We start from the raw sequence: 14,352 nt of genomic DNA on the forward strand, positions 1-14,352 counted from the left end.
TTATCTCACACCACACCTCCTCGAAAGGGTCCCGCGTGACGGCGAGCCCGCCCCGATCGCGGCTCGCGCTCCCCGGCAGGGCGGGCCCGACGATCCCCGCCACCGGCCGAAGACGGCGCGGACGGGACGCCGGGGGTCCTCAGAGCTTCGGGAGCTGACCTGTCGCGGGGGCGTGGTCCCCGGCGAGCGGCCGCGCGACCGGCACCTTGGTGCCCAGCACCTGCGCGACCACGTCATGCGTGATCTGCTGGGCGGTGAGGCCCACGCGCTCGAGGACCTGGTTGCGGGTCCCGTGGTCGAGGAACTCGACCGGGAGGCCCACCTCGTTGAGCGCGGTGTCGACGCCCGCGGACCGCATCTCCTGGCGGATCCTGGAGCCGACGCCGCCGGCCCTCACCCCGTCCTCGATGACGATCACGATGCGGTGTTCGGCGGCGAGGTCGATGACGGACCGGCGCACCGGCAGGAGCCAGCGCGGATCGATGACCGTCGAGCTGATCCCTTGCGCGCCGAGCCGGTTGGACACATCCAGGGCGAGCTCGCTCATGGCACCGACGCTCACGATCAGGACGTCGTTGTGGCGGGACCCGGCCGGACGGCGGGACAGGACGTCGACGCCGTCGTCGAGGCGCTCTATCGCCTCGACCTCCGCGCCGACGGACCCTTTGGAGTAGCGCACCACGCTCGGGGCGTCGCCGATGGCGACGGCCTCCCGGAGCTCCTCCCGGAGCCGGGACGCGTCGCGCGGAGCGGCGAGGTGCAGGCCGGGAACGGCCTGCAGCAGGGCGAGGTCCCACATGCCGTGGTGGCTCGCGCCGTCGGGCCCCGTGACGCCGGACCGGTCGAGGACCACCGTCACACCCGCCTTGTGGAGGGCGACATCCATGAGCAGCTGGTCGAAGGCGCGGTTGAGGAACGTCGCGTACAGGGCGATCACGGGGTGCAGACCGCCGAACGCCATGCCGGCCGCGCTCGTGAGCGCGTGCTGCTCGGCGATGCCCACGTCGAACACCCGGTCGGGGTGGCGTGCCGCGAAGCGGTGGAGGCCCACGGGGATGAGCATGGCGCCCGTGATGCCCACGATGTCGGGGCGCTCGTCGGCGATGTCCGCGATCTCGTTCGCGAAGACGGAGGTCCAGGACTGCTGGCCCGCCGCGTCGACGGGCTCCCCCGTCTCGGGGTCGATCACGCCGACGGCGTGGAACTGGTCGGCCTCGTGTGCGCGGGCCGGGGCGTAGCCGTGGCCCTTCTCCGTGATCGCGTGGACGATCACGGGCCCCTCGTAGTTCTTGGCCAGATGCAGTGCCTGCTCGACGGCGCTCTGGTCGTGGCCGTCCACGGGACCCACGTACTTCATGCCGAGGTCCTCGAAGAGGCCCTGGGGCGCCCACCAGTCCTTGATGCCCTTCTTCATGGCGTGCAGGCTCTTGTAGCTGAACTCGCCCATCGTGCCGCCGTCCTGCATGCGCTGCTTCACCCAGTCGAGGGTCCGCTCGTACACGCGGTGCGTGCGCACCGAGTCCAGGGTGGGGCGCAGGGACGCGAGGTAGTCGGCCACGCCGCCGATGGTCGGCGCGTAGGAGCGCCCGTTGTCGTTGACCACGATCACGACGCGGCGCCGCTTGTCCGCGGCGATGTTGTTGAGGGCCTCCCAGGCCATGCCGCCGGTCAGGGCACCGTCGCCCACGAGCACGACGGTGTACCGGTCGCCCTCGCCGTTCAGGACCCGCGCGCGGGAGATGCCGTCGGCCCACGAGAGCGAGGACGAGGCGTGCGAGCTCTCGACGACGTCGTGCACCGATTCGGCGCGGGACGGGTAGCCGGACAGTCCGCCCTGCTGACGGAGGGTGCTGAAGTCCTGGCGCCCGGTCACGAGCTTGTGCACGTAGGACTGGTGGCCGGTGTCGAAGATGATGCTGTCGCGGGGCGAGTCGAACACGCGGTGTATGCCGAGGGTCAGTTCCACCACCCCGAGGTTGGGCCCCAGGTGGCCGCCCGTGCGCGAGACGTTGCTGACCAGGAACGAGCGGATCTCCCTGGCGAGAGCCGTCAGCTGAGCGTCGCTGAGCTTGCTCAGGTCCTGCGGGCCTTGGATAGTCTCCAGAAGTCCCATCGGCGCCTCCTCGGTTCGTTAGGCGTGGCGAAGGAATCGCCGCTGATTGGTCTTAACTCTAACGTTCGGGCTTCCGGCCCGGTGCCATCGGGCCCGGCGATCCGCACCCGCCCGGTCCTCAGGCCGACGGCGGCAGGAGACGCGCGAACGATTCCATGTGGTGTGTGTGGGGGTAGAGGTCGAACACCCGGAGGGTGTCGAGCGTCCAGCCGGCCGAGAGGAAGTAACCGAGGTCTCGGGCGAACGACGCCGGGTCGCACGACACGTACCCGACCACGCGGGGGACGGCGTCGAGGATCTGCCGGACCACCTTCTTCCCGGCGCCCGCGCGCGGCGGGTCCAGCAGCACGGCGTCGAGCGGCTCGCTCCAGCGGCCGAGCACGGCGTCCACCCGGCCCTGCACGATGGCCACGTGGTCCTGGCCGTGGAGGTTGCGTTTCGCGTCGCGGCTCGTGCCGGCCGACCCCTCGACGGACAGCACCGCCCCGGCAGGGCCCACGGCGTGCGCGAGCGGCACGGTGAACAGCCCGGCCCCCGCATAGAGGTCGGCGATCCGCTCGCCCGCGGCGGGCTGGAGGCCGTCGAGCACCGCCGAGACGAGGGCTTCGGGAGCGCCGCGGTGGATCTGCCAGAAACCGGCCCCCGTGACGCGGTAGTCGACGCCCAGCACGCTCTCCTGCAGCCAGGTCCGCCCGGTGAGCCGCCGCACCTGGCCGGACTCGGGTTCGAGGACCCCCACCGAGGCGCCGTCGATCGAGGACGCCACGGCCGCGATGCGCCGCGGGGAGGTGCCCGCGGCGGGGACGAGGAGGACCAGCGGCTCTCCCCCGCCGGACGGCGCGGCCACGTCCACCCGCTCGATGCCCGAGAAGTCGAGGGTCCACAGCCGCAGCGCGTTGATCGCGGGGACGGCCAGGGGCATCTCCCGGACGGGGACGACGGCGTGCGAGCGGTGCAGGTGCATCGCCAGGCGGCCGGCGGCGTCGACGGCGAAGGCCGCCCGGGTGCGCCAGGCGAGCCCGTCGGCGGCCTCACCCGGTGCGGGCTCCGCGGTCACCGTCCTCTCGGTCCTCGCGAGGCGGGTGAGCTGCTCCTCGAAGATCGCGGCCTTCAGGCGCCGCTGCTCGTCGAGGGCGATGTGCCCGAACTCGGCGCCGCCGACGGGCGCGCGCCCCCGGGCCGCGGTGAAGAGGGCGTCCGCGAGCGGCCAGGGATGCGTCACGCGGTGCGGCGAGGCCTCGAGCACCTCGACGACGTCGGCTCGCCAGAAGCTCGCGTCGTCGTCCGTCCCGGTGAAGCGGACCCGCACGCGCTCGCCCGGCAGCGCATGCCGGACGAACACCACGCGGCCCTCGTGCCGGGCCACGAAGTGGCCGCCGTGCGCGGGCCGCTCGATCGTGAGCTCCGCCGTCGGCGCCGGTTCTGCTGCGGTGGCGTCGGTGGCGTCGGTGGCGTCGGTGGCGGGTGCTGCTGATGGTTCAGGGGCGGTCATGGTTCCTACTTCAGGTCCTGGTAGATGCGGGTCGCGTCGGAGGACGCGAGTTGCCACGGCACACTCGCGACCATCACGCCGGGCACGAAGTGCAGGCGCGCCTTGATGCGCAGGGCCGTCTGGTTGTGCACGAGCTGCTCCCACCACCTTCCCACCACGTACTCGGGGATGTAGACCACCACGAGGTCGCGCGGGGAGTCCCGGCGCATCGTGGTGATGTATTCGAGGATCGGGGTGATGGTGTCGCGGTAGGGCGAGGCGAGGACCGTGATGGGCACGGGGATCTCGTATCGCTCCCAGTCGGCGAGGGTGCGGCGTGTCTGCTCGGGGTCGACGTCCACCGTGATGGCGTCGAGCCGGGACGGCCGGGAGGCTCGCGCGAACGCCAGCGCGCGCAGGACCGGCTTCCGGACGTGGGAGACGAGGATCACGGCGTGCACCCGGGAGGGGAGCGCCCGGAGGTGGACGGCGTCGTCGATGGCGAGTTCGGCGGCCACGACGTCGTAGTGCTTCTTGATGCTGCGCATGACGACGACGAGCACGGCCATGGCGAGCACGGCGATCCACGCCCCGTACTCGAACTTGGTGACGAGCACCACGACGAGCACCGCGGCGGTGAGCGCGAAGCCCAGCGTGTTGATGGCCCGCGACTTGCGCATGGCCCAGCGCTCCTGGGTGCCGACGGTGCTGCGCAGGGCGCGGGTCCAGTGCAGGACCAGCCCGAGCTGTCCGCCCGTGAAGGAGACGAACACGCCCACGATGTACAGCTGGACGAGCGCGGTGACGTCCGCCCGGAAGAAGACGATGAGCACCACGGCGCCGAGGCCGAGCAGGAGGATGCCGTTGCTGAAGGTCAGGCGGTCCCCGCGGGTGCGCAGCTGCCGGGGCAGGTAGCCGTCGGTGGCGAGCGTGGACGCCAGCACGGGGAAGGCGGCGAAGGCCGCATGGGCGGCGAGCAGGAGGATCAGGGCCGTCACGGCGACCACGCCGTAGAAGGCCGGGGATCCGGCGTCGAACACGGTCCTGGCCAGCTGGCTGACCACCGGCGCCTGGATGTAGTCCGCCGGGATCGGCCCGCCGTCGAGGCGCAGCTGCGCCGCGGGGTCCTGCACCACGTGGACGCGGGCGGCGTTGGCGAGGTAGATGACGCCCGCGAGCATCGCCGAGGACACGAGCCCGAGGATGAGGATCGTCGTCGCGGCGTTCCGGCTCTGCGGCGCCTGGAAGCGCGGCACGTTGGACACGGGCCCCTCGAGCCCGGTCAGGGCCGCGGCGCCCGCCGAGAAGGCCCTGAGGATCAACAGCGCGCCGGCCAGGCCCACGAGGCCGGCGTCGAGCGCCGCCTCCGGCATGATCTCGAAGCGTGCGCTCGGCGCCTCGGCGAGGGTGCCTGCGAGGGCCTGGGCGATCCCGGTGGCGCAGAGGGCGAGGATCCCGGCGAGGAAGGCGTAGGTGATGACGGCGCGGGCCCGGACACCGCGGGTGATGCCGCGCAGGTTCAGCAGCACGAGCACGGCGACACCCACGACGGCCAGCGCGACACGGACGCCCTCGAGCGCCGGGGCGAGCGAGACGAGGTACTGGGCGGCCGCGGAGACCGAGACCGCGACCGTCAGGACGTAGTCGATCATCAGCGCCGACGCGACGGTGGTCCCGGCCCGCGGGCCGATGTTCCGCTTGGCGATCTCGTAGTCGCCCCCGCCCGACGGATAGGCGCGCATCGCCTGACGGTAGGAGGCGACGACGACGAGCAGCACCGCGATCACGGCCAGGCCCACCCAGGGCGAGATGGCCACCGCCGCCACTCCCGCGAGAGCGAGGGTCAGGAGGATCTCGTCCGGCGCGTACGCGACGGACGAGAGCGCGCTCGCGGAGAAGACGGGCATGGCGAGGCGCTTCGGCAGGGTCCTGCTCCTCAACCTGTCACTGGCGAAGGGCTTGCCCACCAGCACCCTCTTGACAGCCTCGAGAAAAGTCAGCACAGCCCAAACACTAGCGCGTCCGCGCCCCCGGGCAGCCACTAGGCTTGGTGCTGGTACGGCACGGAACAGCAGGATCTACACCAAGAATCAGGGGTGCCCTCGGTGGCTCATTTCGTGATCATGGGGTGCGGCAGGGTGGGCGTCAGTCTGGCGCACACCCTCGACGACTCCGGGCACTCGGTAGCGATCATCGATCAGGACGACCGCGCGTTCCGCCGGCTGCGGTCCTCGTTCGGCGGTCGCAAGGTGACCGGGGTCGGCTTCGACCGGGAGACCCTGAAGTACGCGGAGATCGGCGACGCCTACGCGTTCGCGGCGGTGTCCAGCGGCGACAACTCCAACATCCTCGCCACGCGCGTGGCCCGCGAGACCTTCCACGTGCCGCACGTCGTCGCGCGCATCTACGACCCGGGGCGCGCCGAGATCTACCAGCGCCTCGGCATCCCCACGGTCGCGGCGGTCCGCTGGAGCGCGGACCAGGTCCTGCGGCGGATCCTGCCCGAGCAGACCATCAACGGCGACTTCCGCGAGACCTCCGGCCGCCTGATCCTCGCCGAACTCGCGCTCGCGGACGCCTGGCTCGGGCGGTCGCTCCGCAGCATCGAGGCCGCCAGCGGCGTCCGCATCGCCTACCTCACGCGCTTCGGCGAGGGCATCCTCCCGACCGCCGAGACGAGCTACCAGCAGGGTGACATCCTGCACGCCATGATGAAGACGACGGCGACCGACGAGATCACCCGCATCCTCGCCGCCGCCCCGAAGGAGGAGAACCGATGAGGGTCGTCATCGCCGGGGCCGGGAGCGTCGGGTCCTCGATCGCCCGCGAGCTGCTGGGCAACAACCACGAGATCCTGCTGATCGACGAGAAGCCGGAGGTGATCGGCCGCAGCGGGCTCAAGGGGGCCAAGTGGCTGATCGGCGACGCCTGCGAGCTCACCACGCTGAAGGACGCCCGCCTCGAGGAGGCCGACGTCGTGGTGTCCGCCACGGGCGACGACAAGGTGAACCTCGTGGTGTCGCTGCTCGCCAAGAGCGAGTTCGGTGTGGGCCGCACGGTGGGCCGGGTGAACAACCCGAAGAACGACTGGATGTTCGACGACTCCTGGGGCGTGGATGTGGCCGTCAACACCCCCCGCCTCATGACGGCGCTCGTCGAGGAGGCCGTGGAGGTGGGCGACGTGGTGCGCCTGCTGACGCTGCAGACCGGGGTGTCCTCGATCGTCGAGTTCACAGTGCCCGCGGACTCCCCGCTCGTGGGCGGCACCATCGGCTCGATCCGCCTCCCCGAGGACTGCGCCGTCGTCGCCGTCCTGCGGGACGACTCCCCCATCACACCGAGCCCGGACGACGTCGTCGAGGACGGCGACGAGATGTTCTTCCTCGCCGCGATCGCCGCGGAGGACGATCTGCGCGCCGCCCTCTCCGCGCGGACCGACCGGGGCGCCGAGCAGCCGTCCTGAGGGGTCAGCCCTTCGGATCGGCGTCGGACCCGGCCGCGGGCACCGCGCCCGCCGGGCGGGAGACCATCCACGCCAGCCAGAGGCCGAGGGCGTACAGCGGCAGGCCCATGGCCACGCGTGTGGAGCCGAGGGCCGCGATGTTCTCCACGAGGTAGAGCGGCACCTGCACCACGAGCCGCAGGGCCAGGACCGCGACGATGATCCAGGTGGCGAGGGCGTAGGCGCGGACGCGCACCGGGTCCTTGCGCCACTCGACGCCCTCGTTGCGGATGAACCCGAACAGGAGTCCGGCGAACGGCCAGCGGAGGAGCACCGAGGCGGCCATCGCCACGATGTAGGCGCCGTTGATGAAGAAGCCCGGCAGGAAGAAGTCCTCGGCGTTGCCGGTGCGCAGTGCCACGAAGGCGCAGAACGCGACGCCGACCAGCCCGGCGAGGGCCTGGGTCACCGGGGTGCGCGAGACGAGCCGGACGGCGGTGAAGACCGCCGAGGCGGCCAATGCCGCGATCAGGGACACCTGGAGGTCCCTCGTGAGGGTGAAGAGGATCGTGAACACGAGTCCGGGAGCCACGCTCTCGGCGAGCCCCTGCACCCCGCCGACCGACGAGAGCACGTCGATCTGCCCGTCGTGGTTGCGCCGGACCCCGGACTTCGCCGCGTACTGCGACGCCAGCTCCGCCGCCGTCGGGGCTGCCTGCGGCGCCGGAGACCGCCCGGGGGCTGCGGCGTGGCCGGGGACTGCCCGTGCACTCTCCGGGCGGTCGGCGCCGGGCTCGTTCGTCGGGTGGCTCATGTGCTGTTCCTCATTCAAACTCGTCGGGGCGGCCGATGATCTCGTAGCGGGGGTTGTACACCGTGGGGATGCTGCCCACCAGGCTCAGCATCCCCTCGAAGCGCAGGGCGACGCCGGCCTCGACGCCCGGGACACGGCGCTGGCCCATCCAGACGATCCGCACGTCCTCGTGCGTCCCGTTCCAGTCGATCCTCGCGAGGGCCGCGAACGACGGCGGCGCCGTCACCGGGGTGATCGTGATCCTCACGATGACCCCGTGCGCCTTGATCCTGCCACGTCCGGGCAGGGCCGCGGAGTCGGTCCGTCCGGATCTGCCCGGCGTGCCGGGGCGTCCGGGCAGCGCCGCTGATCCGGCCGGCGCAGCGGTCACGGGCCGGCCTGCGGGGTCGTCGGAACCTGGTGCGTACTGCCGATCCGGCACGGAGGTCAGCGGGTCTCGGTGATCTCGGGACCGCGCTCGAGCGGGTTCAGGTCCGGGCGGGTGGGGGTGAGGGGCGGCGGGCCCGCCGCGGCGTCCTTGGGCAGCCTGAGCGGGAGGAGCTCGCGCGGCGGGAGGGGGTGGTCGCCGCGGACCACCACGACGCTGCGGAAGAGCTTCTCCATGGGGGCCGCGGCGTTCTGGTCGAGCGCCGCAGGCCCGCCGAACACGCCGCGGAGGAACCAGCGGGAGCCGTTGACGCCGACGAAGCGGGCCACGCGGTAGCCCGGCTGGCCGTCCGGCGTCTGGGCGGGCAGCTTCGCGAGGAGTTCCGTGCCGAGGCGGCCGGGCCGTTCCTCCACGGTGCCGCCCTGCGAGCCCACCGACGCGCCGATCTGCTCGCGGATCTCGTCCCACAGCCCTTCGGTCTTCGGGGCTGCAAAGGCCTGCAGCTGGAGCGTCGAACCGCCGAGGTCCAGTGTCACGGCGATGACGCGCTTGCTGCGCTCCTCCACCTCGAGGCGCAGCTGCAGTCCCTCGGTGGCGTGGATGCGGAGGGCCCCGAGATCGATGTAGCCGCTCTCGGTCTCCTGCTCCGAGAGGTCGAACGGGCCGAGCGCGGACCGGTCGTAGTCGGCACTCGAGACATGACCCGCCGGCACGGGGGCGACCGGCGCCGCCGTGGGGACCGCGGCGGCATCCTCATCCGCAGTGTCCGCACCGGCGGTGTCCGCGGCCGCGGTGTCCGCGGCGGCGGCCTCGGAACCGGTGCCCTCGGGTACGGCGCCCGTCGCGGCGTCAGCAGCTACGGGCGTGCCCTCCGCGGCCGCCGGTGCGTCATCGGCCGCTGCGGCGTCCTGCTGCGACGCGGCCGCGTCGTCGTTCTTCTTCTTCCTGAGGCGCCCAAAAGCCATCTCCGGGGTCCTTTCCTGATTCCGTGGTCGAGTAGGTGTCGAGTAGGTGCGGTCGTCGCGCGGGGCGGATACGAACCGCGCTGCGGTCAGCCCTCCGCAGGAGTGCCCACGGCGGCCAGGGCCGGGTCCTGTCCGAACCCGCCGGTCGAGCCGAACCCGGCTGTTCCGCGGATGCTTTCGGGCAGTTCGTCGACGACGGTGAACGCCGCGTGCTCGACGCGCTGGATGAGCAGCTGGGCGATGCGATCGCCGCGGGCGAGACGGACGGACTCGGTCCGGTCCGTATTGAGGAGGCAGACCTTGATCTCGCCGCGGTAGCCGGCGTCGATGGTCCCGGGGGCGTTGACGATGGTCACGCCGTGCCGCGCCGCGAGACCGGAGCGCGGGTGGACGAGGCCCACGTAGCCGGAAGGGAGGGCCACGGCCACTCCCGTGGGGACGAGTGCACGCTCACCGGGCTCGAGCACGAGGTCGACGGCGGTGCGCAGGTCCGCCCCGGCGTCACCGTCGGTGGCGTAGGCGGGAGGCTCGAGACCGTCGTCGAGCATCGAGATCTGGACCGGGAGGTCCTGCTGTGTACTCATCGACCGCATCTCCCACGCACGCTATCCGGTTACCAGCCCCCCACTTTAGCGCCTTTGCCCGGGGACAGGACGGCGGTCGGGATGAGGAGCCGGGGAAATGGTGGAATGCTTGTGTCATGTCCAGCGCGCCAGGGGAAGCTCCCCGGAACACATCCGACCAGGCCGTCCTCTACCAGGAACGCCTATGGCCGACGCCCTGGGTGTGGCTCATCGCGGCGGGCTTCTCGGCCGCCACGATCGTGATGTTCGCGCCCATCTCCGTAGAGGTGGCGATTGGTGTCGCCGTCGTCGTCGCGATCATCGTGTTCACTCTGCTCATCCTCTCGACGCCGCGCATCACCGTCACGGCGACCACCCTCACCGTCGGGCGCGCGAGCATCGAACGGTCCTACCTCGGCGCGGTGGAGTGGTTCTCCGGTGACGACGCCACGTACCAGCGCGGGCCCGGCCTGAACGGCCTCGCCTACCTGTGCATCCGTGGGTGGATCTCCCCCGTGGTGCGCATCGAGGTCAACGACCCCGAGGACCCCACCCCCTACTGGCTCGCATCCTCGCGTAACCCCGAGCGGCTCGCAGCGGCCCTCGGCGGCTGATCCCGCCGATCGGGGCGTCTCAGCCTTCGCAGTCCACGCAGTACAGGAGCCCGCCCCGCTCGTCGGCGATCTGCGACCGGTGGCGCACGAGGAAGCACGAGGCGCACGTGAACTCGTCGGCCTGCGCCGCCAGGATCTGCACCGAGATCTCCTCGCTGGAGAGATCGGCGCCCGGCAGGTCGAAGGAGTCGGCCGCCTCGAGCTCGTCCTCGTCGACCAGCGGCGCCAGGAGCGCCGTCGCCGATGCTGCGCCCGTGCCCGGCATGCCGGCCGGCGCCGCACCGTCCCCCGGCCGCCCGTGCAGCCCGGTGGCCTCGCCGTCGTCGCCCGTGTCCGCACCATCCGCTGTGCTGTCGAGTGTCATACCCGCCTCTTCCCCCTTCATCACCACTCACCCGACGGGCGAGCATCATCGACATCGCATAACGCCGACCGCCCGCGTTTTGTGCCCGGCGCCGGTGCGGCGTCCGCCACGCGGTGCCGCGTAGTAGGAATGGCCGCCATTCAGTGGCACAGTTTCACCTAGGAATTATTGTCGGCTGGAGGAATCGATGCAGGAGTTACGCCTGGTGGGTGTGGATGGCGAACATCTGCTGTTGAGCGGCGAGGAGGGCACGTCCTACCGGCTGCCCCTCGACGACGCGCTGCGCACCGCGAGCACCAGGGCCGGGGAGCCGCAGGCGCCGGCATCGTCGGCAACCGCGTCGCCGGCTCGGGAGGAGCCCCGGCGGAAGCCGGCAAAGCCCCCGGTCCAGCTGACCCCGCGGGACATCCAGGCGCGCATCCGTGCGGGAGCCACGGCGGAACAGGTGTCCGCCGAGTCGGGCCTCGACCTCGCCCACGTGGAGCGCTACGAAGGCCCGGTCCGTGCCGAGCGCGACTACGTGGCCTATCTCGCGCAGCGCGTCGAGGTCGCCACTCCCCTGCCCAGCCACGACGGGTACCGCTCCGCGTTCGGCGACAGCCCGGCGACGCTGGGGGACATGGTGGCGTTCCGGGTCCGCAGCTACGCGATCGACCCGGCGTCGGTCGAGTGGGACTCCTGGCGCCGCCAGGACGGCTCCTGGCACGTCGAGGCGTCGTTCGACCTGCCCGACGGCTCGCAGGTGGATCTCGGCGAGCAGCCGCCTGCCCGGTGGACCTACAACCCGACGCGGAAGACCGTCACCAACGGCAACCGGTGGGCACAGGTGCTCAGCGAATTGGAACCGCTCGACGGACCGCTGCCGGCCCGCAGGCTCAGCGCCGTGGCGGACCGCGTCTTCGACTTCGAGGCGGAGAAGGCCGACGAGGCCGACGAGGCGTCCGCCGACCAGGACGGCCTGCTGGACGTGCTCCGCTCACGGCGGGGCCAGCGCCTCGGGGCGGACGAGAACGGCGACGATGCGCTCGCGGAGCTGCTCAGCCGCGGCGGGATCCCGGCCGCCCACCCGCGCAACGACGACACGCCCGAGGAGCAGGACGTCCAGGTGCCCGGTCTGGCCCTCGCCCCCGGTGCGGCCGATCACGCCGATCTCCTCGATCCGGCGCCGGACCCGGCTCAGCACGACGACGGCACGCCCCGGCTGTACGACGGCGTCAGCACCGATACGCGCGAGATCAGCGTCTTCGCGCAGCCCTCACGCCCGCAGCACCCGCCCGCGGCCGCACCGTCCGCCCCCCGTTCGACGGGAGCGGATCGCGGCGCAGGCGACGAGTCGGTGCGGGAGACCAGCAGGGACGCGAACCCGGGCAAGGGCGGCGCCGGGAAGCCCGCCGCGGACAAGCCCGACGCGGCGGCGGAGCGCCGTGCCAAGCCGAAACGGTCCAGCGTGCCGAGCTGGGACGATATCGTCTTCGGCCGCAAGGGCGACTAGCGCCGCCCGGCCGGCCAGGGCGGGTCCGTCCTCCGGGGCGGTCCGCCCGCTCCTCGGCGGCGCGTCAGTGCGGCTCCGACGGCGACCCCGGCGAGTGCCCAGAAGGCACCTGCCCCGACCCCCGCCAGCACGATCCAGAACGGCACCCGCAGCGTGTCCTGGTCGCCGTGTGCTCCGTTCTCTGTGTGTCCTCCGGTGTGCGGCATGCTCAGATTCTGCCAGACGCCCGCTGTTTCGGCTCGAAGGGCAGGGGCACCTGGTTGGAGTAGAGCGACGGCGACGTCCTCGAGGTCTGGCGGCGCATGTGGTGCCGCCGGCACAGCGTCTCGTAGCCGACCACGGGACCACGGCTCTCCCCCGGCGTCTCAGGCCCCGCCGCCGGTCCTTCCGCCTCGACCGGTGTGCCCGCGTCCGGGTCGAGCGGCTGGTCGACGTCGCCCACGACCATCTGGTCGCCCTCGACCACCATGACGCCGTCGACGGTGCGGGCGTTGTGGGTGGCACGCTTGCCGCACCAGCAGAGGGCCTCGACCTGCAGGACCTGCACGCGGTCGGCGAGCTCGATGAGGCGTTGCGACCCGGGGAACAGCCGGGTGCGGAAGTCCGACGTGATGCCGAAGCCGAACACGTCGATGTCCATCTCGTCCACGACGCGCGCCAGCTGGTCGATCTGGTCGACGGTGTAGAACTGGGCCTCGTCGCAGATGACGTAGTCGATCCGCGCCCCCATGGTCTGGCGGACGGTGAGTTCCACCCAGAAGTCGGTGTCCGGGAAGACCTCGACGGCCGGGACCTGCAGCCCGAGCCGGCTCGAGATCATGGACTCCCCCGCCCGGTCGTGGGAGCTGAAGAGCACCCCGCGGCGGCCGCGGGCCTTGTGGTTGTGGTCCATCTGCAGCGCGAGGGTGGACTTGCCGCAGTCCATGGTGCCCGAGAAGAACAGCAGTTCAGCCACGCCCGGCCCCCTTGCCGCTGCCCCGCCGCTTGGGAGCCCGGGGCATGGCCAGGGTCAGCAGGGGGATGTCGCGCTCGGCGCGCGTGAGGGACCCGTGCTGCCCGACCATGTCGAAGGCCGCCGGGTCCGCGCGCCGTCCGTCGATCAGGGCGATCCCCTCGCGCGCCAGGACGAGCAGGTCGCCGATGCGCGGCAGGACGACGTCGCTCACCGTTCCGAAGTAGCCCCGGGCCACGGCCTCCCGGCGGGTCAGGACCCAGGCGCGGGTACCGAAGGCCTCGTGCCAGCGCAGGGCCAGCGCGTCCCGGTCCGCCGCGGACAGCGAGGGCTCGAGGTAGAGGTGGACCATGCGCGGCTCGCCGCCGGTGTGTGCCACGCCGTCCACGAGATCCGCACGCTCGGAGTAGTCGATGCGCTGGGTCGGCGGGACGTCCACCATGCCGTGGTCGGCGGTGAGGAGCAGGAGCGTGTCGGACGGCACCCGGCGGGCCAGGAGCCTCAATGCCGCGTCCAGGTCCTCCAGGGCGCGCACCCACTCCGGGGAGTCGACGCCGTACCGGTGGCCGGCCTTGTCGAGGTCGTTGACGTAGAAGTACACGAGCATGGCGGGTGCCGACGCCAGCTGCACCGCTGCTGCGTCGATCCGCGCCTGGATGGTGCCGGCGCCCACGAAGGTGGCGCCCCGCAGTGCCGCCCGCGTCATCGGGGAGTCCTCGAAGCGCGGCTGGCTGACGGTGACCACGGGCAGGTGGGCGGAGACCCTCTCGAAGACCGTCGGGTGGGGCTGCCACGCGAGCGGGTCGACGTCGGCGTCCCAGCGGCCCAGCATGTTCACCACGCGGCCCTGGGCGGGATCGAGGACGTCGTAGCCCACCATGCCGTGCTGTCCGGGAGCCAGCCCCGTGCCGAGGCTCGCGAGCGACGCCGCGGTGGTGGACGGGAAGGCGGAGGAGAGCACGCGGGCCGAGTCGAGGCTCTCGCGCAGGTAGGGCGCGTGCGCGGCGTACCTGCGCAGGAGCGGCATGCCGAGACCGTCCACCATGACGACGGCGACCCGCCGGGCGCGCGGGAGCGCGAGGGCGTTGGTGAAGCCGTCGACGCCGAGCGCCGCGGCCGCGCTCGTCATCACGTCGGCCACGGTGGAGGCACCGTAGAGGGGCGGAGCCGGGAGGGGCTCCCTGTCGAAGACCAC

At 72.1% G+C, this 14,352-nt stretch carries 15 protein-coding genes; 4 read left to right on the forward strand and 11 right to left on the reverse strand.

Going from position 1 to position 14,352, the window contains the following annotated elements; translation table 11 throughout:
* Positions 1-139 precede the first annotated feature (139 nt).
* The 3 genes from dxs to AC4D2C_RS13840 form a co-directional block, all read right to left on the reverse strand.
* Complete coding sequence (gene dxs, locus AC4D2C_RS13830) at positions 140-2,113, reverse strand: 1-deoxy-D-xylulose-5-phosphate synthase (RefSeq protein ID WP_490915451.1); 1,974 nt, start codon at positions 2,111-2,113, stop codon at positions 140-142.
* Positions 2,114-2,231: 118 nt separating this feature from the next.
* On the reverse strand, positions 2,232-3,605 hold the full coding sequence (locus tag AC4D2C_RS13835; protein ID WP_490915452.1) for a class I SAM-dependent RNA methyltransferase: 1,374 nt from the start codon (positions 3,603-3,605) through the stop codon (positions 2,232-2,234).
* Positions 3,606-3,610: 5 nt separating this feature from the next.
* Positions 3,611-5,587 (reverse strand): APC family permease, encoded by a 1,977-nt coding sequence (locus AC4D2C_RS13840; protein ID WP_490915453.1) that lies wholly within the window; start codon positions 5,585-5,587, stop codon positions 3,611-3,613.
* A gap of 102 nt (positions 5,588-5,689) precedes the next feature.
* On the opposite strand from AC4D2C_RS13840, the gene AC4D2C_RS13845 reads away from it, so the two are divergent.
* Entirely contained in the window at positions 5,690-6,364 is a 675-nt protein-coding gene (locus tag AC4D2C_RS13845; protein WP_334209525.1) for a potassium channel family protein, read from the forward strand.
* Positions 6,361-7,047 carry a potassium channel family protein gene (locus AC4D2C_RS13850; protein ID WP_490915454.1) on the forward strand — a complete coding sequence of 229 codons (687 nt, stop codon included), beginning with the start codon at positions 6,361-6,363 and terminating at the stop codon, positions 7,045-7,047. The genes AC4D2C_RS13845 and AC4D2C_RS13850 overlap by 4 nt, the downstream gene beginning before the upstream one ends.
* A 4-nt stretch (positions 7,048-7,051) precedes the next feature.
* On the opposite strand, the gene AC4D2C_RS13855 is transcribed toward AC4D2C_RS13850, so the two are convergent.
* The 4 genes from AC4D2C_RS13855 to dut form a co-directional block, all read right to left on the reverse strand.
* Positions 7,052-7,840 (reverse strand): DUF3159 domain-containing protein, encoded by a 789-nt coding sequence (locus AC4D2C_RS13855; protein WP_490915455.1) that lies wholly within the window; start codon positions 7,838-7,840, stop codon positions 7,052-7,054.
* A gap of 10 nt (positions 7,841-7,850) precedes the next feature.
* Positions 7,851-8,210, reverse strand: a complete 360-nt coding sequence (locus tag AC4D2C_RS13860) for a hypothetical protein (RefSeq protein WP_490915456.1) — start codon at positions 8,208-8,210, stop codon at positions 7,851-7,853.
* 56 nt (positions 8,211-8,266) lie between these two features.
* On the reverse strand, positions 8,267-9,172 hold the full coding sequence (locus tag AC4D2C_RS13865) for a DUF3710 domain-containing protein (RefSeq protein ID WP_490915457.1): 906 nt from the start codon (positions 9,170-9,172) through the stop codon (positions 8,267-8,269).
* An 86-nt stretch (positions 9,173-9,258) separates the two neighbouring features.
* Entirely contained in the window at positions 9,259-9,765 is a 507-nt protein-coding gene (gene dut / locus AC4D2C_RS13870; RefSeq protein ID WP_490915458.1) for a dUTP diphosphatase, read from the reverse strand.
* 107 nt (positions 9,766-9,872) lie between these two features.
* Between dut and AC4D2C_RS13875 the strand changes: the two genes are divergently transcribed.
* A complete protein-coding gene (locus AC4D2C_RS13875; RefSeq protein ID WP_490915459.1) occupies positions 9,873-10,349 on the forward strand; it encodes a DUF3093 domain-containing protein in 477 nt (158 codons plus the stop codon).
* Between the two features lie 19 nt (positions 10,350-10,368).
* Here the strand turns inward: AC4D2C_RS13875 and AC4D2C_RS13880 are convergent, their stop codons facing one another.
* Positions 10,369-10,614 carry a DUF4193 family protein gene (locus AC4D2C_RS13880; RefSeq protein ID WP_490906513.1) on the reverse strand — a complete coding sequence of 82 codons (246 nt, stop codon included), beginning with the start codon at positions 10,612-10,614 and terminating at the stop codon, positions 10,369-10,371.
* A gap of 286 nt (positions 10,615-10,900) precedes the next feature.
* On the opposite strand from AC4D2C_RS13880, the gene sepH reads away from it, so the two are divergent.
* Complete coding sequence (gene sepH, locus AC4D2C_RS13885) at positions 10,901-12,205, forward strand: septation protein SepH (protein WP_490915460.1); 1,305 nt, start codon at positions 10,901-10,903, stop codon at positions 12,203-12,205.
* Here the strand turns inward: sepH and AC4D2C_RS13890 are convergent.
* The 3 genes from AC4D2C_RS13890 to AC4D2C_RS13900 are packed head-to-tail and all read right to left on the reverse strand — an operon-like array spanning position 12,202 to position 14,352.
* Positions 12,202-12,411, reverse strand: coding sequence for a hypothetical protein (locus AC4D2C_RS13890; RefSeq protein WP_490915461.1), 210 nt, complete (start codon positions 12,409-12,411; stop codon positions 12,202-12,204). The genes sepH and AC4D2C_RS13890 overlap by 4 nt on opposite strands.
* Positions 12,412-12,413: 2 nt before the next feature.
* Positions 12,414-13,160 (reverse strand): thymidine kinase, encoded by a 747-nt coding sequence (locus AC4D2C_RS13895; RefSeq protein ID WP_490915462.1) that lies wholly within the window; start codon positions 13,158-13,160, stop codon positions 12,414-12,416.
* The gene (locus AC4D2C_RS13900) at positions 13,153-14,352 is read right to left on the reverse strand and encodes an alkaline phosphatase family protein (RefSeq protein ID WP_490915463.1); all 1,200 of its coding nucleotides are present in this window, start codon (positions 14,350-14,352) and stop codon (positions 13,153-13,155) included. Before AC4D2C_RS13900 ends, AC4D2C_RS13895 begins: the two co-directional genes overlap by 8 nt.

This window comes from Arthrobacter sp. TJ-240, from assembly GCF_058269195.1.